Annotated in this window: 22 protein-coding genes; 9 read left to right on the top strand and 13 right to left on the bottom strand. The window is 70.2% G+C overall.

Features of this window, described 5'->3' with window-relative positions:
- Positions 1-8 precede the first annotated feature (8 nt).
- A complete protein-coding gene (locus tag ELY19_RS17330; protein ID WP_126197344.1) occupies positions 9-578 on the bottom strand; it encodes a dihydrofolate reductase family protein in 570 nt (189 codons plus the stop codon).
- A gap of 87 nt (positions 579-665) precedes the next feature.
- On the opposite strand from ELY19_RS17330, the gene ELY19_RS17325 reads away from it, so the two are divergent.
- Both ELY19_RS17325 and ELY19_RS17320 read left to right on the top strand, forming a co-directional pair.
- Complete coding sequence (locus ELY19_RS17325; protein WP_126197343.1) at positions 666-1631, top strand: quinone oxidoreductase family protein; 966 nt, start codon at positions 666-668, stop codon at positions 1629-1631.
- 59 nt (positions 1632-1690) lie between these two features.
- Positions 1691-2269, top strand: coding sequence for a TetR/AcrR family transcriptional regulator (locus ELY19_RS17320; protein WP_126197342.1), 579 nt, complete (start codon positions 1691-1693; stop codon positions 2267-2269).
- A gap of 12 nt (positions 2270-2281) precedes the next feature.
- On the opposite strand, the gene ELY19_RS17315 is transcribed toward ELY19_RS17320, so the two are convergent.
- Together ELY19_RS17315 and ELY19_RS17310 are read right to left on the bottom strand one after the other, a co-directional pair.
- Positions 2282-2923, bottom strand: coding sequence for a maleylpyruvate isomerase family mycothiol-dependent enzyme (locus ELY19_RS17315; protein ID WP_126197341.1), 642 nt, complete (start codon positions 2921-2923; stop codon positions 2282-2284).
- Positions 2923-3903, bottom strand: coding sequence for a heme o synthase (locus ELY19_RS17310; RefSeq protein WP_126197340.1), 981 nt, complete (start codon positions 3901-3903; stop codon positions 2923-2925). Before ELY19_RS17310 ends, ELY19_RS17315 begins: the two co-directional genes overlap by 1 nt.
- 304 nt (positions 3904-4207) lie before the next feature.
- On the opposite strand from ELY19_RS17310, the gene tkt reads away from it, so the two are divergent.
- Genes tkt through pgl form a run of 5 tightly spaced genes read left to right on the top strand, consistent with a single transcriptional unit; the run spans position 4208 to position 10617 of the window.
- Positions 4208-6307, top strand: a complete 2100-nt coding sequence (gene tkt / locus ELY19_RS17305) for a transketolase (protein WP_126197339.1) — start codon at positions 4208-4210, stop codon at positions 6305-6307.
- A 7-nt stretch (positions 6308-6314) separates the two neighbouring features.
- Complete coding sequence (gene tal / locus ELY19_RS17300) at positions 6315-7421, top strand: transaldolase (RefSeq protein ID WP_126197338.1); 1107 nt, start codon at positions 6315-6317, stop codon at positions 7419-7421.
- Positions 7422-7427: 6 nt separating this feature from the next.
- Entirely contained in the window at positions 7428-8948 is a 1521-nt protein-coding gene (zwf, locus tag ELY19_RS17295; protein WP_164711634.1) for a glucose-6-phosphate dehydrogenase, read from the top strand.
- The gene (locus ELY19_RS17290) at positions 8945-9859 is read left to right on the top strand and encodes a glucose-6-phosphate dehydrogenase assembly protein OpcA (RefSeq protein ID WP_126197337.1); all 915 of its coding nucleotides are present in this window, start codon (positions 8945-8947) and stop codon (positions 9857-9859) included. The genes zwf and ELY19_RS17290 overlap by 4 nt, the downstream gene beginning before the upstream one ends.
- Positions 9859-10617 carry a 6-phosphogluconolactonase gene (gene pgl, locus ELY19_RS17285; RefSeq protein WP_126197336.1) on the top strand — a complete coding sequence of 253 codons (759 nt, stop codon included), beginning with the start codon at positions 9859-9861 and terminating at the stop codon, positions 10615-10617. The genes ELY19_RS17290 and pgl overlap by 1 nt, the downstream gene beginning before the upstream one ends.
- Here pgl and ELY19_RS17280 read toward each other — a convergent pair.
- The 4 genes from ELY19_RS17280 to ELY19_RS17265 are packed head-to-tail and all read right to left on the bottom strand — an operon-like array spanning position 10614 to position 12926.
- Positions 10614-11306 (bottom strand): VOC family protein, encoded by a 693-nt coding sequence (locus tag ELY19_RS17280; protein WP_227966908.1) that lies wholly within the window; start codon positions 11304-11306, stop codon positions 10614-10616. The two genes, pgl and ELY19_RS17280, sit on opposite strands and share 4 nt — an antisense overlap.
- Positions 11307-11323: 17 nt before the next feature.
- Positions 11324-12289 carry a hypothetical protein gene (locus tag ELY19_RS17275; protein WP_126197335.1) on the bottom strand — a complete coding sequence of 322 codons (966 nt, stop codon included), beginning with the start codon at positions 12287-12289 and terminating at the stop codon, positions 11324-11326.
- Positions 12286-12594: a hypothetical protein gene (locus ELY19_RS17270; protein ID WP_126197334.1), complete on the bottom strand. Its 309-nt coding sequence runs from the start codon at positions 12592-12594 to the stop codon at positions 12286-12288. Before ELY19_RS17270 ends, ELY19_RS17275 begins: the two co-directional genes overlap by 4 nt.
- Positions 12591-12926, bottom strand: a complete 336-nt coding sequence (locus tag ELY19_RS17265) for a YbaB/EbfC family nucleoid-associated protein (RefSeq protein ID WP_164711633.1) — start codon at positions 12924-12926, stop codon at positions 12591-12593. Before ELY19_RS17265 ends, ELY19_RS17270 begins: the two co-directional genes overlap by 4 nt.
- A 212-nt stretch (positions 12927-13138) precedes the next feature.
- Between ELY19_RS17265 and ELY19_RS17260 the strand changes: the two genes are divergently transcribed.
- Complete coding sequence (locus ELY19_RS17260; protein WP_126197332.1) at positions 13139-14287, top strand: acyl-CoA dehydrogenase family protein; 1149 nt, start codon at positions 13139-13141, stop codon at positions 14285-14287.
- 146 nt (positions 14288-14433) lie between these two features.
- Positions 14434-16107 (top strand): serine/threonine-protein kinase, encoded by a 1674-nt coding sequence (locus ELY19_RS17255; RefSeq protein WP_126197331.1) that lies wholly within the window; start codon positions 14434-14436, stop codon positions 16105-16107.
- A 9-nt stretch (positions 16108-16116) separates the two neighbouring features.
- Here the strand turns inward: ELY19_RS17255 and ELY19_RS17250 are convergent, their stop codons facing one another.
- From ELY19_RS17250 to gap, 6 genes are all read right to left on the bottom strand, one after another.
- Positions 16117-16560: a limonene-1,2-epoxide hydrolase family protein gene (locus ELY19_RS17250; RefSeq protein WP_126197330.1), complete on the bottom strand. Its 444-nt coding sequence runs from the start codon at positions 16558-16560 to the stop codon at positions 16117-16119.
- Between the two features lie 54 nt (positions 16561-16614).
- Positions 16615-19368, bottom strand: coding sequence for a phosphoenolpyruvate carboxylase (gene ppc / locus ELY19_RS17245; protein ID WP_126197329.1), 2754 nt, complete (start codon positions 19366-19368; stop codon positions 16615-16617).
- Between the two features lie 155 nt (positions 19369-19523).
- Positions 19524-19760, bottom strand: a complete 237-nt coding sequence (gene secG, locus ELY19_RS17240; protein ID WP_068520767.1) for a preprotein translocase subunit SecG — start codon at positions 19758-19760, stop codon at positions 19524-19526.
- A 92-nt stretch (positions 19761-19852) separates the two neighbouring features.
- A complete protein-coding gene (tpiA, locus tag ELY19_RS17235) occupies positions 19853-20635 on the bottom strand; it encodes a triose-phosphate isomerase (RefSeq protein ID WP_126197328.1) in 783 nt (260 codons plus the stop codon).
- Positions 20632-21870: a phosphoglycerate kinase gene (locus tag ELY19_RS17230; protein ID WP_126197327.1), complete on the bottom strand. Its 1239-nt coding sequence runs from the start codon at positions 21868-21870 to the stop codon at positions 20632-20634. Before ELY19_RS17230 ends, tpiA begins: the two co-directional genes overlap by 4 nt.
- Positions 21870-22886: a type I glyceraldehyde-3-phosphate dehydrogenase gene (gene gap, locus ELY19_RS17225; protein ID WP_126197326.1), complete on the bottom strand. Its 1017-nt coding sequence runs from the start codon at positions 22884-22886 to the stop codon at positions 21870-21872. Before gap ends, ELY19_RS17230 begins: the two co-directional genes overlap by 1 nt.
- Between the last annotated feature and the right edge of the window lie 98 nt (positions 22887-22984).

The raw sequence follows: 22984 nt of genomic DNA, 5'->3' as shown, positions 1-22984 counted from the left end.
CGGCCCGGTCAGGCGCGTTCGTACTGCGCCAGGATCACGCCGATGTCGAACGCGCGGTGCGAGACCAGCTTCCACTGCTGCGGGGCGAACCCGCCCGCGAACAACGGGATCCCGTCGCCCGCGGTCACCGGGTAGATCTTCAGCGCCAGCCTGTCGACCTCGGGCGCGAGCGTGGCGGCCAGCTTCCCGCCGCCGCACAGCCAGATGTCGCCGCCGTCCTCCTGTTTGAGTGCGCGCATGTGCGCGACGGGGTCGTCGGCCACCACCTCGACGTCCGGGAAGTCCGACGGTGCCAGCGACCGCGAGTAGACGATCGTGCGCAGGTGCGAGTACGGGTCGGTGACGCCCATGTCGGCGCCGATCCGGTACGTCGCGGTGCCCATGACGACGGTGTCCCACTTGGTGAGCGGCGGCGTGATGCCCAGCGCCTCGTGCAGCCCCGTCGGCAAGCCGTCGCCCCACTCCTCGTTCATCTGTCGCGAGTACTCCTCGTCGACGGGGTAGAAGTCGTACTGGCCCTCGGGGCCCGCGATCCGGCCGTCGAGCGAGACGGCGACGTAGTACACGAGTGAACGCACGAGGGTGACTCCTTGGTCGTCGGGAATGCCCGGCCGGATTCTGCAGCCCCGTCGACCCTGCCACACCCCGTGCGGTAGAGATGAGTCATGCGCGCGATCACGGTGACAGAACACGGCGGCCCGGAGGTCCTGACCTACGGCGAGGTTCCGGATCCGGTGCCGGGCCCCGGCCAGGTGCTGGTCCGCACCAGCGCGATCGGGGTCAACTTCATCGACACCTACTTCCGCGAGGGCATGTATCCCACCGCCCTGCCCTACGTCCCGGGCAGCGAGGGATCCGGCGCCGTCGTCGCGCTCGGCGAGGGCGTCACCCACCGCGCCGTGGGCGATGTGGTCGCCTGGTGCGACGGGCCCGGCTCGTACGCCGAGCTCGTCGCCGTGCCGGCGGACCGCACCGTCGTCGTGCCCGACGGGGTCGCGCCCGAGGTCGCGGCGTCCGTCCTCCTGCAGGGCATGACGGCCCACTACCTGACGCACGACTCGCACCCGGTCCGGGCCGGCGACACCGTCCTCGTGCACGCCGGCGCCGGCGGCACCGGCCTGCTGGTCACGCAGATGGCGACGGCGCTGGGCGCCCGCGTCATCACGACGGTGTCGACCGACGCGAAGGAACGGCTCTCGCGCGACGCGGGTGCCTGGCAGGTGCTGCGCTACGACGAGGACGTCGCCACCCGGGTGCGCGAACTGACCGACGGCGAGGGCGTGGCCGCCGTGTACGACGGCGTGGGCAAGGACACGTTCGAGGCCTCGCTGCTCGCGACCCGGCACAAGGGCATCGTCGTGCTGTTCGGTGCCGCCTCGGGCCCGGTGCCGCCGTTCGACCTGCAACGCCTCAACCCACTCGGCTCACTGTTCGTGCAGCGCCCCACCCTCGCGCACCACGTCGCGACCGCCGAGGACTTCGGGCGCCGCAGCGGCGCGGTGCTCGACGGCCTGCGCGATGGATCGCTGCGGTTCACCGTGGGCGCGACGTACCCGCTGGCGGAGGCCGCACGCGCCCACACCGACCTGCAGGCGCGCCGCACCACCGGTTCGGTCGCGCTGATCCCCTGAGGCCGGACGCGGCCCCGTCAGCGATGTGAGCGGTGTCAACACTGCGGTAGATTGATCGCATGAGCACGACGTACCACCACGGCGACCTCCCCGGCGCGCTGGTCACGGCCGCCGTTGAGATCCTCGACGAGGAGGGCGGCGCCAACGACCTGTCGCTGCGCGCCGTGGCCCGGCGCGCCGGGGTCTCCACGGCGGCGCCCTACCGTCACTTCCCCGACCGCGGTGCGCTGATCTCCTCCGTCGCCGCGGTCGGCTACCGCGAGCTCGCGGCCGCGCTGACCGCCGCGTGCCCGGCCCCGTCCGGCCGCGACGACCTGGCCGACATCGCGATCGCCTACGTGGACTTCGCACTGCATCGCACCGGCCTGTTCCGCGCGATGTTCGCCGAGCCCTGCGGCACGGAACCCGACCGCGTCGAGGCCGTCGAGGCGATCAAGGCCTACCTGACGGGGCTCATCCAGCAGACGCTGGAGGGGGCGACGGCCGATTCCGAGGACACCGCGACGGCGGTGTGGGCGCTGGTGCACGGTCTGGCGTTCCTGCACCTCGACGGCAAGTTCGACGCCTCGTCGCCGGAGGAGGTGCACCGCCGCGTCCGCGCGACGGTCACCGCCGCGCTGGGGATCGCGCAGGCCTGATCGCCGGGCGGCTCAGCGGGAGGCGAACTCGGCCAGGCCCGGGCCGATCAGCTCGGCGAGGTAGTCGTCGCGTCCGGTGAGCGCCATGACCAGCGCGATGGTGGTTCCCGCCACCTCCGGGCCGTCGCCGGCGGCGAAGGCACCGTCGGTCGCGCGGAGCCGCAGGCCGCGGGCCCGGGTCGCCGACGGCAGCATCAGGTCCGATCCGGCGTAGAACGCCGCGACGCGCTCGAGCGCGCCCGCCGGGTACGCGTGTTCGATGCCGAGCGGCCGCCGGATGTCCTCGCCGTGGACGATGATCTCCCCGAGCATCGCGACGACGGGGATCGGCGCCTTGGTCCGACTGGTCCGCACCGCGCGGAACTGCCGCAGGGTGTCCGCCGGACCGTCACCCAGGCGCTTCGCGAGTCGCTGCGCGACGTTCGCGTCGAAGTCGAAGCGGTTGCGCAGCGCGCCGGCGAACCAGACGACCGGATTGTCGGACGCCCCGGCGGTCAGATGGGCGAGGACCTCGCGCACCGTCAGGCCCGCGCACAGCGACGGCGTGCTCCACTGCTCGCTCCACTGCTCGACCGGGAGGGCGGCGAGGTCCTCCGCGAGCGCGGCGCGCTCCGCGAAGATCAGCGGCCAGACGTCGCGCGACGGGGCGGTCATCAGTGACCGAGCAACTGCCAGACAGTGCTGTAGTCGAGGATCGAGTCCACCGAGAGCGCGCAGAACAGCACGGCCAGGTAGTTGTTCGACTGCAGGAAGACCTTGAGCGGCTTGATCTCCTGCCCGGCCTTGGTCTGCGAGTACAGCTTGTGCACCGCGTAGAGGAACCAGCCGCCGCACAGCGCGGCGGCGACGGCGTACACCAGGCCCGCGGCGGGGATCAGCACGAGCGTGGTGATGACGGTGGCCCAGGTGTACCAGACCATCTGCCGCGCGACGGTGGTCTCCGGCGCCACGACGGGCAGCATCGGCACGCCGGCGGCCTTGTAGTCCTCCTTGTAGCGCATCGCGAGCGCCCAGGTGTGCGGCGGCGTCCAGAAGAAGATCACCAGGAAGAGCACGATCGCCGGCCACTCGATGGTGCCGGTTGCGGCCGCCCAGCCCACCAGGGTGGGCATGCAGCCCGCGGCCCCGCCCCAGACCACGTTCTGGGAGGTGCGCCGCTTGAGCAGCATCGTGTAGACGAACAGGTAGAACGCGATCGTGACCAGCACGAGCACGGCGGCCAGTAGGTTGGCGCGCCACCACAGCCAGGCGAAGGAGGCCCCCGCCAGCACGATGCCGAAGATCAGGGCGTGCCGGACGGGCACCGCGTGCCGCGCCAGCGGGCGGCGCTCGGTGCGCTTCATCTTCTGATCGATGTCGGCGTCCGCGACCATGTTGAGCGTGTTCGCCGACGCGGCCCCGAGCCAGCCGCCGAACAGCGTGGACAGGATGAGCGGCAGGTTCACGTGGCCCCGGTCGGCCAGCAGCATCACGGGGATGGTGGCGACGAGCAACAGCTCGATCACCTTGGGCTTGGTCAGCGCGATGTACGCGAGCACCGTCTGGCCGGCGCGCCCCGCGAAGGAGGTGGGGACCGGCGCGGCCGCCGAGCGAGCGTCAGGGGTGTTGGTCCCGTGCCCGCCCTTGAAAACCATCTGTGCCGCACTCTCTTCTGACGGGTCCGGGCGCAGCCGGACTCACTTCCTCCCCGGCCGGGGCTGACCGACCGCGGGCGGTGGGACAGCTGCCCCGCCGCGGGTCCGCGACCGGCGCCGACCCCATCTACTACGAGCCATGGTAGACCTCCGGCCCCGCACGACCGAATCGGGTTCGCCACCGCGAACCGTCGCCGAGCGCACCGGTCGACCTACCCGGCGGTTTCCGCAGACCGTGCGTCGGCGCCGAGTAGGGTTCACAATTGAGCACGCACGCCCACACGACCAGGAGAGTCCGCCAGCCGTGACCAGCACCGCCGAGATCCAAGCCCTCACCACGCCGCACCACCCCGCAGACTGGACCGATCTCGACACGCGTGCGGTGGACACCGCCCGAGTGCTGGCGGCCGACGCGGTGCAGAAGGTCGGCAACGGCCACCCCGGCACCGCGATGAGCCTCGCTCCCCTGGCGTACACGTTGTTCCAGAAGGTCATGGTGCACGACCCGTCGGACACGCACTGGATCGGCCGCGACCGCTTCGTGCTGTCCTGCGGTCACTCGAGCCTCACCCTGTACCTGCAGCTCTACCTGGGTGGGTTCGGCCTGGAGCTCGGCGACATCGAGGCACTGCGCACCGAGGGCTCGTTGACCCCCGGCCACCCCGAGTACGGCCACACGAAGGGCGTCGAGATCACCACCGGTCCGCTGGGCCAGGGCCTGGCCTCGGCCGTCGGCATGGCGATGGCCTCGCGCTATGAGCGCGGCCTCTTCGACCCGGATGCGGCACAGGGCACCAGCCCGTTCGATCACTTCGTCTACGTGATCGCGTCGGACGGCGACATCGAGGAGGGCGTCACCTCCGAGGCGTCGTCGCTCGCCGGGACCCAGCAGCTGGGCAACCTGATCGTCTTCTACGACGACAACAAGATCTCCATCGAGCACAACACCGACATCGCCCTGTCGGAGGACGTGGCCAAGCGGTACGAGGCCTACGGCTGGCACGTGCAGTACGTCGAGGGCGGCGAGAACGTCACCGCGATCGAGGAGGCCGTCGCGGCGGCCAAGGCGGTCACCGACAAGCCGTCGATCATCGTCCTGCGCACGATCATCGGTTTCCCCGCCCCGAACAAGATGAACACGGGCGGCGTGCACGGCTCGGCGCTGGGCGCCGACGAGGTCGTCGCCGTCAAGGAGATCCTCGGCTTCGATCCTGCCAAGAACTTCGACGTCGCGCCCGAGGTCATCGCGCACTCGCGCGAGCTGGTCAAGCGCGGCCAGGCCGAGCACGAGGCGTGGAACGTGCGCTTCGAGGCGTGGGCGGCGGCGAACCCCGAGCGCAAGGCCCTGCTCGACCGCCTCGAGGCCGGCACCCTGCCCGAGGGCTGGGACGCCGACCTGCCCACCTGGAGCGTCGACGACAAGGCCATCGCCACCCGCGCCGCGTCGGGCGCGTTCCTCGCGGCCGCCGGCCAGACCCTGCCCGAGCTGTGGGGTGGCTCCGCCGACCTCGCGGGCTCCAACAACACCACGATCAAGGGCGCCGATTCCTTCGGGCCCACGTCGATCTCCACCGAGGACTGGAACGCGCAGCCCTACGGCCGCACCCTGCACTTCGGCATCCGCGAGCACGCCATGGGCTCGATCCTCAACGGCATCGTCCTGCACGGCAAGACCCGCCCCTACGCCGGTACGTTCCTGCAGTTCGCGGACTACATGCGCCCCGCCGTCCGGCTCGCCGCCCTCATGGACATCGATCCGATCTACGTCTGGACGCACGACTCTGTCGGCCTCGGCGAGGACGGCCCCACGCACCAGCCCGTCGAGCACCTCTCCGCGCTGCGCGCCATCCCGGGCCTCAACGTGGTCCGCCCCGCCGACGCCAACGAGACCGTGGCGGCGTGGAAGGCCACCCTCGAGCGCACGGGGGGCAACGGCCCGACCGGCCTGATCCTCACCCGACAGGGCGTGCCGATCCTGCCCGGAACGTCCGCCGAGGGCGTCGCGCGGGGCGGCTACATCCTCAAGGACGCGGACGGGGCCACCCCCGACGTGATCATCATCGGCACCGGCTCGGAGGTCCAGCTGGCCCTGCAGGCCGCCGACATCCTCGCCGCGAAGGGCATTGCGGCACGGGTCGTCTCGATGCCCTCGGTCGAGTGGTTCCACGCCCAGGACCAGGCGTACCAGGACAGCGTGCTGCCGCCCGCGGTCAAGGCGCGCGTCGCCGTCGAGGCCGGCATCGCCCAGTCCTGGTGGCGCATCGTCGGCGGCTTCGGCGAGGTCGTCTCGCTCGAGCACTTCGGCGAGTCCGCCTCCGACAAGGTCCTGTTCGCTAAGTACGGATTCACCGGCGAGAACGTGGCCCAGAAGGCCGAGCAGTCCCTCGCCAACCTGAAGGGATAACCACACCATGGCTCAGAACCCGAATCTCGCCGCGCTCTACGAGGCGGGCGTCTCCGTCTGGCTCGACGACCTCTCGCGCGGCCTCATCCAGTCCGGCAAGCTCGCGGAGCTCCCGGAGACGGACTCCGTCACCGGTGTCACCACGAACCCGGCGATCTTCCAGGCCGCACTGTCGAAGGGCACCGAGTACGACGCGCAGGTGCGCGAGCTCGCCGCCCGCGGCGCCGATGTCGATCAGACGATCCGCACCGTCACCACCGACGACGTGCGCGCGGCGTGCGACGTCCTGGCGCCCGTCTTCGAGCGGACCGGCGGCGTCGACGGCCGCGTGTCGATCGAGGTCGACCCGCGCCTCGCGCACGACACCGAGGGCACCGTCGCGCAGGCCATCGAGCTGCACAAGATCGTCGACCGGCCGAACGTACTCATCAAGATCCCGGCGACGCTGGCCGGCCTGCCCGCGATCACGCGCGTCATCGCCGAGGGCATCTCGGTGAACGTGACGCTCATCTTCTCCGTGGAGCGCCACCGCCAGGTCATGGACGCCTACCTCGACGGCATCGAGCAGGCCGCCGCGGCCGGCCGGAACGTCTCCGAGATCTACTCGGTCGCCTCGTTCTTCGTCTCCCGCGTGGACACGGAGATCGACAAGCGACTCGAGGCCATCGGTACCGACGCGGCGCTCGCCCTGCGCGGCAAGGCCGGTCTCGCCAACGCGCGCCTGGCCTACGCGGCGTACGAGGAGATCTTCGGTGCCGCCCGGTTCGCCGCGATCGACGGTGCCAATGTGCAGCGCCCGCTGTGGGCGTCGACGGGCGTGAAGAACCCGGCCTACCCCGACACCCTCTACGTCGCCGAGCTGATCGCGCCGAACACCGTCAACACCATGCCCGGTGCCACGATGGCGGCGTTCGCCGACCACGGGACCGTCACCGACGGAACGATCATCGGCCGCGCCGAGGAGTCCGCGCAGGTCTTCGGCGACCTCGAGGGTGCGGGCGTCGACCTGCCCGCCGTCTTCGAGCTCCTCGAGACCGAGGGCGTGGAGAAGTTCGAGCAGGCCTGGAAGCAGCTGCTCGACGCGACCGCCGAGCAGCTCAAGGCCGGGGCCTAACACCCGGTGTCCTGGACGAATCCGCTCAGGGATCCCCGCGATCGTCGGTTGCCGAGGATCGCGGGGCCCTCGTCCCTGGTGATCTTCGGCGTCACCGGCGACCTGTCCCGGCGCAAGCTGATGCCCGCCGTCTACGACCTGGCGAACCGCGGCCTGCTGCCGCCGGGCTTCTCGTTGGTGGGCTTCGGCCGCCGCCCGTGGACCGACGAGGACTTCGCCGCGACCGTGCGGGAGGCCGCGAAGGCGCACTCGCGCACCGAGTTCCGCAACGACGTCTGGGAGCGCCTGGCCGAGGGCATCCGGTTCGTACAGGGCGCCTTCGACGACGACGACTCGTTCGACCGGCTCTCGGCGACGCTGGCCGACCTGGACGCGGAGCGCGGCACCGGCGGCAACACCGCCTTCTACCTCTCCATCCCGCCGGACGCCTTCCCCACCGTGTGCGAGCAGCTCAAGCGCTCGGGCCTGGCCGACCAGTCCGAGGGCTGGCGGCGCGTGGTCATCGAGAAGCCCTTCGGGCACGACCTCGAGTCCGCGCAGAAGCTGAACGCCGTGGTCAACGACGTCTTCGCAGAGGATTCCGTCTTCCGGATCGATCACTACCTCGGTAAGGAGACGGTGCAGAACATCCTGGCGCTGCGCTTCGCGAACCAGTTGTTCGAGCCGACGTGGAACAGCCACTACGTGGACAGCGTCCAGATCACCATGGCCGAGGACATCGGCCTCGGCGGCCGCGCCGGCTACTACGACGGCATCGGTGCCGCGCGGGACGTGATCCAGAACCACCTGCTGCAGCTCATGGCACTCGTCGCGATGGAGGAGCCGACCAGCTTCCACCCGGCCGAGCTGCAGGCCGAGAAGATCAAGGTCCTGTCCGCGACCTCCCCCGTCGAGCCGCTCGCCGAGACCTCGGCGCGGGGCCAGTACGGGCCGGGCTGGCAGGGCAGCGAGAAAGTCGTGGGCCTGCTCCAGGAGGAGGGCTTCAGCGAGACGTCCACCACCGAGACGTACGCCGCGATCACCGTCGAGATCGCCTCCCGGCGGTGGGCCGGTGTGCCGTTCTACCTGCGGACCGGTAAGCGGCTGGGGCGCCGGGTCACGGAGATCGCGCTCATGTTCAAGCGCGCACCGCATCTGCCCTTCGACGACACGATGACCGAGGAATTGGGCCAGAACGCCCTCGTCATCCGCGTGCAGCCCGACGAGGGCGTCACGCTCCGGTTCGGCTCCAAGGTGCCGGGGAGTTCCATGGAGGTCCGCGACGTCAACATGGACTTCAGCTACGGGGAGGCCTTCACCGTCAGCTCCCCCGAGGCCTACGAGCGCCTGATCCTCGACGTGCTCCTCGGCGAGCCGTCGCTGTTCCCGGTGAACGCCGAGGTGGAGCTGTCCTGGAAGATCCTCGACCCCGTGCTCGCGCTGTGGGCCGAGGGCGGCCGGCCTGAGGAGTACGAGTCCGGGTCGTGGGGCCCGGCGTCGGCCGACGCGATGCTGGCCCGGACCGGAAGGACGTGGCGGCGCCCATGATTCTCGATCTGCCGGACACCTCCACCCAGGACGTCTCGAAGCAGCTCGTGCGCCTGCGCGAGTCGGGCGGCGCGGTCACCCTGGGCCGCGTGCTCACGCTCATCATCTCCGCCGAGGAGGGCGAGGCCACCGAGAGCGCCATCGAAGCGACCAACGCCGCGTCGCGCGAGCACCCCTGCCGCGTGATCGTGGTGGCGCGCGGCCCGCGTGCCGAGCGCACGCGGCTCGACGCGCAGATCCGCGTGGGTGGCGACGCCGGCGCGTCGGAGGTGGTGGTGCTGCGCCTGTTCGGCGAGCTGGCCGACCACGGCGCCTCCGTCATCGTTCCGTTCCTGCTGCCGGACACGCCCGTCGTGGCCTGGTGGCCCGGAGCCGCACCCGCTGTCCCCTCGGCCGACAAGGTGGGCGCACTGGCTTCGCGCCGCATCACGGATGCCACGGCGTCCGACGATTCCGTCGCCGTGCTCGCCCGCCGCCGCGACGGCTTCGCCCCCGGCGACTCGGACCTCGCCTGGTCGCGGATCACGCCGTGGAGGGCACTGCTGGCCTCCGCCCTGGACCAGGCCCCGTTCGAGGCCATCACGTCCGCGGTGGTGACGGGGCCGGCGAACAGCCCCGGCATCGACCTGCTGGCGGGCTGGCTGCGCGCCCAGCTCGATGTTCCCGTGCGGCGCCGGGCGGGCAGCTTCGAGGTACAGCTCGACCGGGCCAGCGGGCCGCTGCGCCTGGAGTTCGACCAGAACTCCACCGCCGTCCTCGTACGTCCCGGACAGCCCGACGGCCGCGTCGCGATCCGGCGGCGCGACGTGGCTGACTGCCTCGCGGAGGAACTGCGTCGCCTCGACGACGACGACATCTACTACACGGCGTTGGGCGGAGTCGCCGACGTGGACCGATCGGAGATGCCCTGATGACCGAGCCCACCGTCCGCAGGTTCGACGATGCCCCCGCCCTCGTCGCGGCGGCCGCCGACGACCTGGTCACCGTGATCGAGCAGGCGCAGGCCGAGCGCGGCTTCGCCTCGATCGTGCTGACCGGCGGCACCAACGGCAACGCGCTCTCGGCGGCCCTGCGGGACAAGGTGATCGACTGGTCGCGCATCGACGTCTTCTTCGGCGACGAGCGCTTCGTCGCGGGCGACGACCCGGACCGCAACGTGCTGCAGGCCGAGGAGGCGCTGCTCGCCCACGTGCCGATCCCGGACGCGAACGTCTACCGCTTCCCCGCCTCGGACGAGTTCAGCGGCGACGGTGCGCTGGCCGCCCGTGTGTACGCGAAGCGCCTGGCGGACAACGCCGCCGCCCGCGGCAACGCAATTGCCGCCGGCGAGGGCACGGTACCCCGATTCGATGTGCACCTGCTCGGCATGGGCGGCGAGGGCCACATCAACTCGCTCTTCCCCGACACCGACGCGGTCCGCGAGACCGACGCCGTCGTGGTCTCGGTGCGCGACTCCCCGAAGCCGCCGCCGCGCCGCCTCACGCTGACGCTGCCGGCGGTCGGCGCCGCGCGCCGTGTGTGGCTTCTCGTGTCCGGTGCCGAGAAGGCCGAGGCCGTGGCCGCCGGGGTCGGTGGCGCTTCGCCCGAGGACTGGCCCTGCGCCGGCGCGCACGGTTCCGAGGAGACGGTCTGGTACGTCGACGGTGCCGCCGCGTCGCAGCTCGGCTAGGACTGCTCCAGCACGATCGTCGGGACCCCCAGCGCCGGATCCTTGACCGTGGCGACCCGCGTGCCCGGCTTCGCGCCGCGCCGCACCTCGCTCACGGTGATGCCCTGCTCGGTCAGGCGGGCGTGCGTCGCGTCCGCGTCGACGGTGCGCCAGGCGAGCCCCCACAGCGCGTCCGGGCCGGCGGGGTCAACGCCCTCGCCCTCCTGCAGCACGACCTCGACGAGCAGATCGCCGCGGCGGAAGAAGAGCTGGTGCACCCCCCAGGACTGCACGCGGTCCAGGCGGAGGTCGAAGTCGAGCCGGCCGCACAGGGTGGCGATGATCCGGTCGCGGTTCGGCGAGGTGAGGACGACGTGGTCGACGCCGGTGATCTCCGCGCCCGGTGCGACGCCGGGCGAGGCAGGCGCGGCGAGGCCGAGCACGAGTCCGTCTGCGACACCGGCGAATCCGCCCTCCGCTCCCGTCAGCGGCAGTCCGCGTCGCTCGACGAGCTTCGCCGCCGCGGCCGCGTCGTCCGCCGCGACGAGGAGGCCCGAGGCGCCCGCCCACGACGGTGCACCGACAGCGACGTCGATGGCGCCAGCGGTGTGGATCTCTGTCGGCTCGGAATCGAGGAGCCGCGCGTGGGCGGCCCGCGCCCCGGCCGGTACATCGAGGATGACCAGGTCACGTGCAGCTGCGTAAGTCACCCCGCCATCCTGCACCATCACGACTGTTGCGGCGTCGTGGCCGCTGTCGCCTTCCAGTTATCGCCGGCCACCTTCAGCGCGCTGACGACTGCAGTCGAGCCCCACTCGGTCGCAGACGTCGTGACCGGGGCCGAGTCGAGGATCGACAGCGCCGTCCGGACCGTGGCGCCGTCGGCGACGGCGGACGTGACGGTCGTCCCGACACCGTCGATGCTCGTGCTCGCGCGGCGCAGCGCCTGCGCGGCGGTCCCCAAGGCGGAGAACTTGTCGGCGAGGGACTCGAGTTTCGTCGTCAGCCGCTGCAGCAGTGCGGCGAATCTCTGTGCCAGCATCCCGGCCCGCATCAGAATCGTGTTCATCGCGGTGACCACGGATCCTCCCCCGGTGGGAACGGACGCGGCGGAGGCCACGGTCATCATCGCCAAGCCCCACGTACACAACTGCGCCAACTCGTCACGGATGGTGTTGCGTACCTCGACGACGAGCGCACCCGCCGTCGCGAGCCCGCTCGCACTCCTGGTGGCGGCCTTCCCGAGGACGTCGCTAATCGTGGACAACGATGTCGTGGCCTTGCGATACGCATCTGCGTCCGAGCCGGACCAACCCGATGTCGTCGCCGACGCGGCGTCTCGTACCTTCTCGGCAACCGTGGCCATCGGCTTTCCCACCGTCTCGGTCCACGCTTTGGTGACCTTCTTGATCTCTTCCGGATCGCCCGAGACGGCGTCCAGCGACCACTTGAGCGGTGGGACGTGTTCGATGACCCAGCCCATGCCCGCGGCGGCGAAGTATCCGACCGGGTCCGCGGCCGCCGATGAGACCTCGGCGCCGATGCCGACGACCGCCGCCACCCCGTTCAGACCGCTCGCCTCCCTGTCCAGCGCGTCCGCGGAGGCGCTCACCAGATCGACGGCCGATTCTGCGATCGGGATGCCCGCGACGCCCCGTTCGACGGTCGCGAGCACACCGTCCTCGTCGCTCATCGCTCGCTCGTCTCCGTGAGTGCGGTCGCACCGCTCTGATCGGTCCGACGCGTCGCGCTGATGTTCTTGCGGAATTCGTCCAAGTGCGTCTCGATCTCACCACCGTGGCGTTTGATGACCTCCTCGGTGCTGGCGAGCTGCTTGTTGACGATGGACGCGAACCACCCGAAGGCCGCACCGTAGTCGCCGTCGCCCACGCGGAGCGACGCGGCGGAGCCCACTGCGCTCACGGCGCTCGCGATATCGGCGAGCGCCTTGGACTGTGCTTCGACCGTCACGGGATCGACCACGCAGTCGTCCGTCATCGCTCCGCCTCCCCCGTGTATTCGGCCCAGATCTCCAGGTCCGGATAGAACTCGGTGGCGATCGAGTGGACCTCCCTGGCCGCAGCTTTCTCGGCCAGGGAGGCCGCCGTCATGATCTCCGCGCTCAGAGCCTCCCCCGAGTACTCCATCGCGCGGCCCGCGATCACCACGCCCGTGAGCCGTCCCCCCATCCCGACGGTGACCCGCACGTCCCCCCGCGCCGCCGTCCCGGTGCCCGAAACTCGGGCCAATCGCTCACGGACCTCGTGTGCCTGCTCGAACGTCTTATCCGCCCCTGCGGCGTCCGACCAGAACTGCGGTGTCGTGTCCAACTCGCTCCCCCGATCTCGTTGGTTTTTCCTCCGCATCAATTAGACGCACCGGCTCCGCGAACGGTTCCGAAGATTTTTCACACTGGGCCGGGGCACGCCGAACGATGGCACTGAGCTGGAAAGAAGCACCGAATCCTGCACCCGTGCTTGTTTTCGTCGAGGCGATTCTGATTTAGTAGTGCGGCAACCCTCCGCAGAAAGGTGGTCACCCCATGGCCGCACGCCGCCGCTCGAGCTGGATGAACGACGAGCTCGACGCCCTCCGCGACCTCGCGGACAAGTTCCTGGCGAAGGAACTCACCCCCAACATCGAGAAGTTCGCCGAGCAGCACCACGTCGACCGCGACCTGTGGAACAAGGCCGGCGAGCTGGGCCTGCTGTGCCTGTCCATCCCCGAGGAGTACGGCGGCGGTGGCGGCGACTTCCGCCACGAGTCGGTGCTCATCGCCGCGCAGGCGCAGGCGTTCGACACCAGCTGGGGCGTCTCGCTGCACAACGGCATCGTCGCGCACTACATCCTCGCGTACGGCACCGAGGAGCAGAAGCAGACCTGGCTGCCGAAGATGGCCTCCGGCGAGGCCGTGGGCGCCATCGCGATGACCGAGCCCGGCACCGGTTCGGACCTGCAGAACGTGAAGACCCGCGCCATCAAGACCGGCGGCGAGTACGTCATCAACGGCAGCAAGACCTTCATCACGAACGGCCAGCAGGCCGACATCGTCGTCCTCGTCTGCAAGACCGACCCCGATCAGGGCGCGGCCGGCATCTCCCTGATCCTGGTCGAGGCCGACCGCGAGGGCTTCCGCAAGGGCAACATCCTCAACAAGATCGGCCAGAAGGGCCAGGACACCTCCGAGCTGTTCTTCGACGACGTGCACGTGCCCGTCGAGAACCTCCTCGGCACCCAGGAGGGCCAGGGGTTCTACCAGCTCATGCAGCAGCTGCCGCAGGAGCGCCTCATCATCGGCCAGGCCTGCGTCGCGGGCATGGAGGTCATCTTCGAGGAGACCCTGCGCTACACCAAGGAGCGCGAGGCCTTCGGCCGCCCCATCTTCGGGTTCCAGAACACCAAGTTCAAGCTCGCCGAGGCGCTCACCGAGACCACGATCGCGCGGGTCTTCGTGGACGACTGCATCGAGAAGCACGTGAAGGGCGAACTGGACATCCCCACGGTCGCCATGGCGAAGTGGTGGACCTCGGACCGCGCCCAGCAGGTCGCGTCCGAGTGCCTGCAGCTGTTCGGCGGCTACGGCTACATGGCCGAGTACCCGGCGGCGCGCTTCTGGGTCGACAACCGCGTCCAGATGATCTACGCCGGCACCAACGAGATCATGAAGGAGATCATCGCGCGCACGCTCTGAGCGTCCGATGTCCCCGCGCCCGGGTGTCGTCCGAACGGACGACACCCGGGCGTTCTCGTCTCCGGAGTCCGGTTCGTCACGAACTGTTCCCATTCCCGTCGGCCGATCCCGCTACGATCGCCTCACGCAGTGGGGAGGGGACGTCCATGGACGAGGGAACGCGGAGCGGGAGCACGCTGGGGCCGTACGAGATCGGCCGCCTGCTCGGCCGCGGTGGGATGGGTGAGGTGTATCTGGCGCACGACGCGCAACGCGATCGGGACGTGGCGCTGAAGGTGCTGCACGCCTCGGCCGCGCAGGATCCGCAGTTCCGCGAGCGCTTCACCCGCGAATCGCAGACCGTCGCCCGGCTCGCGGACCCGCACGTCATCCCGATCCACGATTTCGGGGAGATCGACGGGGTGCTGTTCATCGACATGCGGCTCGTCGAGGGCCGCAATCTCGCGGAGGTGCTGCACGACGGTCCGCTGTCCCCGGACCGCGCCGTCGCTCTCGTCGAGCAGGTGGCGGGAGCTCTCGACGCGGCGCACGCCAAGGGCCTGGTGCACCGGGACGTGAAGCCCGCCAACATCGAACTCACCGAGTCGGGATTCCCGTACTTGCTCGACTTCGGGCTCGCGGTCGCCGACACGCAGTCCCGGATGACGTCGGCGGGCATGTTCGTGGGCTCGCAGGCCTACGCGGCACCCGAGCGGTTCGACGGTGACTCGGCCACCGTCGCGAGCGACGTCTACTCGCTGACCTGCGTCCTCTTCGAAGCACTCACCGGGCACGCCCCGTACCGGGGAGAGAGTCTGGGCGCGATGCTCAAGCAGCACCTCACCTCCCCGATCCCTTCGCCGAGCGCGGAGACGTCGGTCCCGCCGGCGATGGACACCGTGATCGCGCGAGGTATGGCGAAGGATCCGGCCGACCGGTTCGGCAGCTGCGGGGAGCTGGCCCGTGCTGCACGGGAGGCGCTCGCCGGACGCAGTGTCGACGTGCCGCTCCCCTCGCCAGCGTACGAGCAGACGCTGATCCGGCCGCTCGCGCAGCCGTCCGACCCGACCGTGATCTCGCAGCCGAGTCCACCGACGGATTCCGGCCCCACGGTCGTCTCGCAGCCGTCACCGGCCTCGTTCTCACAGGCACGGCGCTCGCCACCGGCCCCGTCCTATCCAGCCGCCCCCTCGTACCCGGCCGCGCCGTCGTACCCGGTGGCTCCGGCATTCCACCAGGCAGCGCCACCCGCGAAGAGCCGGGCAGTGCCGATCCTCGCGGTGGTCGCCGCCGTGCTCATCGGGGCCACTGCCGTGCTGGGCTACGTCGCGCTGTCGGATCGCAGGACCGCTCCCGCGGCGCAGACCGCAGGCATGACGGCGACGGCGACCGTCACCGCGACGGCGACCGCGCCGACGACCACCGACGTTCCGCCTGCCGCGACGACGTCCGCCGCACCGAACCCGCTCGCCGCCCTGCAGGCCCGGGCGGCCGCGGACAAACCGTACGTCCTCGCCACCATGAACAACCGCTGGGTCGTGCAACTGGCATCGAAGTACGCAGGCGTGACCGACGACGGCCGGCAGTGGTTCGAAGCAGACATTCTCGGCGAGATCAATTACTTCGAGAGCAGATACGGCCCGGTCAAACTCCTGTACAGCGGCGAATGGCCCGTCTTCGACGGAAAGTCCTCGTGGGTGCCGGTTCTCGCGGCCTACGCGTTCACCGAGTCCGCGCCCGCCGTCGCGTGGTGCCGCCAGCAGAACCTGAACAAGGACAGGTGCGCTGCGAAACTGGTGTCGGACACGATGGGCCCCGCATACACGACCGCCTATCCCTGAGGAGAGGGCCTAGCGCTGCAGGGGCGTCATCTTCCGCTGTGCGGCGGGGATCGCCAGCGCGAGCACGCCGCGCAGGACGCCCTTAGCGATGTCGAGGTTGTCGAAGTAGTCCCGCCACAGCGCGATGCGACCATCCCGCACGTCGAACCGGCCACACACCCAGAACCGCACGCGCAGCGGACCGACCCGCAGCTCGTCGATGCGCTCGGTGAGGACGACGGCACCGTCGGATGCGATGGAGGTGACCTCGACGCCGAAACCGAGGGCGGGCAGCGCGAGGAGCCGGATCACCCGGCCCGCGCGGTTCCGGCCGCGCAGGGTGGCGAGCCCCACGTTCGTGTAGACCACGTCCTCGTCGAACGCGGCCACCGCCTCCGCCGCCCGGCCGTCCTGCATATCGGCGAGGAAGGTCAATACCGTCGCCTGTTCGTCCTGTACCACCACGTCAGTCATGCGGCCGAGGCTACCGCCGTGCGGCCGCCCCGTCCTCCGCCCTGGGACGGAGATCTAGCCCGAGTTGCGCAGCGCGGTCGCGAGGCCGTTCATGGTCAGCAGAATGCCGCGCTGCACCAGCGGGTCCTCGTCACCCGAGCGGTACCGGCGCAGCAGTTCCACCTGGAGGTGGTTGAGCGGCTCGAGGTACGGGAAACGGTTGAACACGGAACGCTTCAGGGCGGGGTTGTCGGCGAGCAGATCGTCGGTCTCCGTGATCGCGTAGTACATCTCGATCGTGCGGCGGTGCTCGTCGGCGATCTTGCCGAAGACGCGCTCGCGCAGCGCGACGTCGGGTACGAGATCCGCGTAGCGGGCGGCCAATCCGAGGTCGGATTTGGCGAGGACCTGCGCCATGTTGGAGAGCACCGAACGGAAGAAGGGCCACCGCCGGTACAGCTCGCGCAGGCGATCCAGCCGTGCCGGGTCGCCACCGATCCATGTCTCGAACGCCGTTCCCGTGCCGTAGAACCCGGGAAGCATGACGCGTGAGAGCGACCACGCCATCACCCAGGGAATCGCACGCAGGTCCGAGATCTTCGACGTCTGCTTGCGGGAACTGGGCCGCGAACCGATGTTCAGCGAGCCGATCTCCTCGACGGGCGTGGAGGTCTTGAAGTACTCGACGAAGCCGTCCGTACGGTGCACGAGGTCGCCGTAGGCGTCCCGCGCGAGCGCCGCCAGCTCATCGAGAACGGCGTAGGCATCCTCGGCCTCGTCACCGAGGCCCTCGACGTCGAGCAGCGTGGACTCCAGCGTCGCCGCCACCAGCGATTCCAGGTTCCGTACCGCCAGCGCGGGTTCGGCGTACTTGGCGGCGATGATCTCGCCCTGCTCGGTGAGCCGCAGCGTGCCGCGGACCGCGCCCGGCGGCTGGGCGAGGATGGCGTCGTAGCTCGGCCCGCCGCCGCGCCCGACGGTGCCACCGCGACCGTGGAAGAGCCGCAACGTGATCCCCGTGTCACGGGCCATCGCGACGAGGTCGAGCTCGGCGCGGTAGAGCGCCCAGTTGGCGGCGAGGTAGCCGCCGTCCTTGTTGGAATCGCTGTAGCCCAGCATGATCTCCTGCAGCCCGCCCTTGCCGTCGACCAGCGACCGGTAGGCGGGGACGGCCAGCGCGGCGCGCATCGTCGCGGCACCCTGCTGCAGGTCCTCGATGGTCTCGAAGAGCGGCACGATGTTCACGGGGCACTCGGCGCCGCCGTCGGTGTCGGGCCGCAGCAGCCCCGCCTCCTTGAGCAGCACTGCGGCCTCGAGCAGATCCGAGACGGACGTGCACATGGAGATGATGTAGTTCGGAACTGCCCCGGCCCCCAGGGAGTCCACGGCGCGCGTCGCGGCATGGAGCACGCCGAGCTCCTTCGTCGTCTGATCCGTGAACTCGGCACCGGGCCCCACGAGCGGCCGGCGCAGGCGCAGCTCGGCGGTGAGGAGCCGGACTCGTTCGTCCTCGTCGAGGGAGGCGTAGTCGGGGTGCACGCCGGCCCAGGCGAAGAGTTCCGCGATCGTCTCCTCGTGCACATCGGAGTTCTGCCGCATGTCGAGGCCGGAGAGGTGGAAACCGAAGGTGTTCACGGCCTCCCGCAGAGCCTGCAGGCGGTCGTCGGCGATGAGGCCGTCCCCTCCGGCTCGGAGCGAGGCATCGACGACACCCAGGTCCGCCAGGAGTTCCGACGGTGCGCCGTACGGCTCGGCGCCGATGTCCGTGCGCGCGTCCAGCTGCTCGTCCAGGAGGGCGTCGGCGGTCGCGGACAGGCGGCCGCGGATGCCGTGCAGAGCGCGCCGGTAGGGCTCGTCGGCCCGTTTGGGCGAGTCGTCCCACGCGGCGAGCGCGAGCAGATCGTCGGCGACCGTGGTGAGACGGGAGCTGAGGGCGAGTTCCTGTTCCAGCTGCAGCAATTCGCGCAGGTAATGCCCGATGGCCGTCGCAGCGGCCCGCCGCGACGCCATGGTGACCACCTCGGCGGTGACGTAGGGATTGCCGTCGCGGTCGCCGCCGATCCACGATCCCGGCCGCACGATCGGCTCGGACAGCAGGGCGGTCCCCGGGTACAGCTCACGCAATCGGGTGCGTGCCTCGCGGTTGATGGCCGGCATCACCTGGAGGAAGGCGGCGTCGAAGTAGCGCAGGCCGTTCTCGATCTCGTCCTGGATGCGCAGCCGCTCCAGCCGGACCAGGGCGGTGTCCCAGAGTGTGAGGATCTGCCGCCGGAGCCCGACCTGCACCTGTTCCTCCTCGCGCGGGTCCAGCTGGGTCCGGTCGCGGTAGCGCATGAGCTCGGTGATCCGATGCTGGGTATCGAACACGGTGCGGCGCCGCGTCTCGGTCGGGTGCGCGGTGATCACCGGCACGACGAGCGCATGCCGGAGGGCCGCTGCGACCTCGGTGCCGTCGAGCGCGGCCTCCGCCAGCAGCCCGTAGGTGTGCGCCAGCGACGAGGCCTGCGGCGGCTCGCCCGCCCGGACGTGAATCGCCCGGCGCCGCTCGCGGTGCAGGTCCTCGGCGAGGTTGGCCAGGAGGGCGAAGTGTGAGAAGGCGCGGATGACCGGCACCGCCTCGGCGGTGGGGACGTCGGCGAACAGGGCGGCGAGCTGCTCGCGATCCAGCTCGGACCGCCGCACGGCGAACGATTCCTGCCGGGCCCGCTCGACGAGGTCGAAGATCTGCGGCCCGGCCTGTTCGCGGATGGTGTCGCCGAGGATCCCGCCGAGGAGCCGGATGTCGTCGCGGAGTGGTTCTGTGGCGGCGCGGCCCGGGTCACTGGTCATAATATGCAGTATGCCCAGTCAAACGGCGGTATGCCCGTCGTATGGGAGTCGGCGCCCATATGGGCGCGCACCTGTTCCGGATGCACAGCCCACCAACGGCGAGGCGCCCCGAACCCTGTGGGTCCGGGGCGCCTCGTTGCGTCCGTTGGCGACGTCTAGGACGTCAACTTGATGCTCAGCGTAACGCCGACGATGCACACCGTCCAGATGATGCCGACGAAGATCGTCACCCGGTCGAGGTTCTTCTCCACCACCGACGAGCCGGAGAGCGACGACTGCACGCCACCGCCGAACAGCGACGACAGGCCGCCGCCCTTACCGCGGTGGAGCAGGACGAGCACCACCAGCAGCAGGCTCAGCACGAGGATGGCGATCTTCAGCACCAGCTGCAATGTTTCCACGAGGATCCAGTGTACCTTCCGGTCGGCGTCGGTCGTTCAGGGCGTGCGGTGCGCGTCGGGCCGCAGCGGCAGGTCGCCGCGGTTCAGAGCGGTCCGCCGGCGGCGATGGCGCTGAGTGCGGCGAACTCGTCGGGCTTGAGTGAGGCGCCGCCCACGAGACCGCCGTCCACGTCCGGCTGCGCGACGAGCTCGCCGACGTTCTTGCTGGACACCGAGCCGCCGTAGAGCACCCGAATGCCGGCGGCGACGTCGGCACCGCCCAGCTCGGCGACGGTGGCACGGACCGCGGCGCAGACCTCCTGCGCGTCCTGCGGGGTCGCCACCTTGCCCGTGCCGATCGCCCAAACGGGCTCGTACGCGATGACCGTCTTGGACAGTTCCTCGGCCGTGAGCCCGGCGAGCGAACCCTTGAGCTGCTCGACGTTGTACTCGACCTGCGTGCCCTGTTCGCGGACGTCCAGCCCCTCGCCGATGCACACGATCGGCGTCAGGCCGTGACGCAGCGCGGCCTTCGTCTTGGCCAGCACGATCTCGTTGGTCTCGCCGTGGATCGTGCGCCGCTCGCTGTGGCCGACGACGACGTAGGTGCAGCCGAGCTTCGCGAGGAACGCACCGGAGATGTCACCGGTGTACGCGCCGGCGTCGTGCGGCGAGAGGTCCTGCGCGCCGTAGGTGATCTTCAGGTCGTCGCCGTCGACGGCCGTCTGCACCGAGCGCAGGTCCGTGAACGGCGGGATCACCGTGACGTCGACGTGAGCGAAGTACTTGTCCGGCAACGCGAAAGCGAGCTTCTGCACCACCGCGATCGCCTCGAGGTGGTTGAGGTTCATCTTCCAGTTGCCGGCGATCAGCGGCTTGCGGCTCATGCGTCCCCCCTGTCGAGCACCGTCAACCCGGGGAGCTCCTTGCCCTCCAGGTACTCCAGCGAGGCGCCGCCACCGGTGGAGATGTGGCTGAAGCCGTCCTCGTCGAGCCCCAGGGTACGGACGGCCGCGGCCGAGTCGCCGCCGCCCACGACGGTGAAGGCACCGTTGCTGGTCGCCCTGATGACCGACTCCGCGACGGCCTTCGTGCCGGCCGCGAAGGCGGGGAACTCGAAGACGCCCATGGGGCCGTTCCAGAAGACCGTCTTGGCCTGGGTCAGCACAGCGCCGAAGCGCTGCGCGGACTCGGGGCCGATGTCGAGTCCCATCCAGCCGTCCTCGATCGCGTCGGCGGAGACGGTCTTCGACGCGGCATCGGCCGCGAAGGCGTCGGCCACCACGACGTCGATCGGCAGGTGCAGGACGTCGCCGAACTCCTCGAGCAGCTGCTTGCACGTGTCGATCTGGTCCTCCTGCAGCAGCGAGTCACCCACGGAGTAACCCTGCGCGGCGAGGAAGGTGAAGGCCATGCCGCCGCCGATGACGAGCGTGTCGACCTTGGGCGCGAGCGCGCGGATGACGCCGAGCTTGTCGGAGACCTTGGAGCCGCCGAGCACCACCGCGTAGGGCCGCGACGGGTTCTCGGTCAGCTGCGCGAGGACGCGCACCTCGGCGTCGACGAGGCCACCGGCGTACGCCGGGAGCAGCTTCGCGACGTCGAAGACGGAGGCCTGCTTCCGATGGACGACGCCGAAGCCGTCGGAGACGAATGCGCCCTCGCCGGCGTGGGAGGAGACGTCGACGAGCTCGGCGAGGTCCCGCGCGAGCGCCTCGCGCTCGGCGTCGTCCTTACTCGTCTCGCGCGGGTCGAACCGCACGTTCTCCAGGAGGAGCACGTCACCGTCGGTGAGGCCCTCGGCGCGGGCCAGCGCGTCCTGGCCCACGACGTCGCCGGCGAGTTGGACGTTGCGCCCCAGGCGCTCCCCCAGCTCCTTCGCGACGGGCGCGAGCGAGAACTTCGGGTCGGCCTCGCCCTTCGGGCGGCCCAGGTGTGCGGTGACGATCACCTTCGCGCCGGCCTCGGCGAGCGCCTTGAGCGTGGGCACCGAGGCGATGATGCGGCCCGGATCGGTGATGGCGCCGGCATCGTCGAGCGGCACGTTGAGGTCGCTGCGGACCAGTACGGTGCGTCCCTCGACGCCCTCGGACAGCAGGTCGGAAAGAGTGGAAACGGTCATCAGAGCGATTTACCTACCAGATCAGTCACGTCGACGAGGCGGTTGCTGTAGCCCCATTCGTTGTCATACCAGGACACGACCTTAGCCTGATCGTCGATCACCTTGGTCAGGCCCGCGTCGAAGAGCGAGCTGTGGGGGTCGGTGACGATGTCGGAGGAGACGATCGGCGCGTCGTAGTACTTGAGGATCCCCTTGAGCTTCCCCTCGGCCGCGGCCTTCATCGCGGCGTTGATCTCCTCGACGGTCGCCTTCCTCGCGAGTTGCACGGTGAGGTCGGTGACGGAACCGGTGGGGATCGGCACGCGGAGCGCGTAGCCGTCGAGCTTGCCCTCCAGCTCCGGCAGGACCAGGCCGATCGCCTTCGCCGCGCCGGTCGAGGTGGGCACCACGTTGATCGCGGCGGCGCGCGCACGTCGCGGATCCTTGTGCGGGCCGTCCTGCAGGTTCTGGTCCTGCGTGTACGCGTGGACCGTCGTCATCAGGCCCGTGACGATGCCGAACTCGTCGTTGACCACCTTCGCGAGCGGGCCGAGGCAGTTCGTGGTGCACGAGGCGTTGGAAATGACGTTCTGGCTGCCGTCGTACTTGTCGTCGTTGACGCCCATGACCACGGTGAGGTCCGCCCCTGCGGCGGGTGCCGACACGATCACCTTCTTCGCGCCGGAGTCGAGGTGGCCCTGCGCCTTGTCGCGCGCGGTGAAGATACCGGTGGACTCGATCACGACGTCCACGCCGAGGTCGCCCCACGGCAGCGCCGACGGCCCCTCGCGCACCTCGAGCGCCTTGATGACCTGATCGCCCACACGGATGGAATCGCCGTCGGCGACCACGTCCGCATCGAGGCGTCCCAGGATCGAGTCGAACTTCAGGAGATGCGCCAGCATGGCGTTGTCGGTCAGGTCGTTGACCGCGACGATCTCCACGTCGGTGGTACCGAGGGCCTTCTGAGCGGCGACCGCCCGGAAGAAGTTGCGGCCGATCCGACCGAATCCGTTGACACCTACGCGAACAGTCACTGTCGTGCTCCTTCGGGTCAGGAATACCTGCTCGTCAACGGTAGCCCCGGATCACCACTCCCGCTTGGTTATTACCAGTTCTGCGCTTGGCGCCGATC

It is taken from the genome of Tsukamurella paurometabola (assembly GCF_900631615.1).
In the GTDB taxonomy this organism is placed as follows: Bacteria; Actinomycetota; Actinomycetes; order Mycobacteriales; family Mycobacteriaceae; genus Tsukamurella; species Tsukamurella paurometabola_A.
Note: the sequence above shows the minus strand (reverse complement) of the source record. Positions and strands in the feature narration are given on the sequence as shown.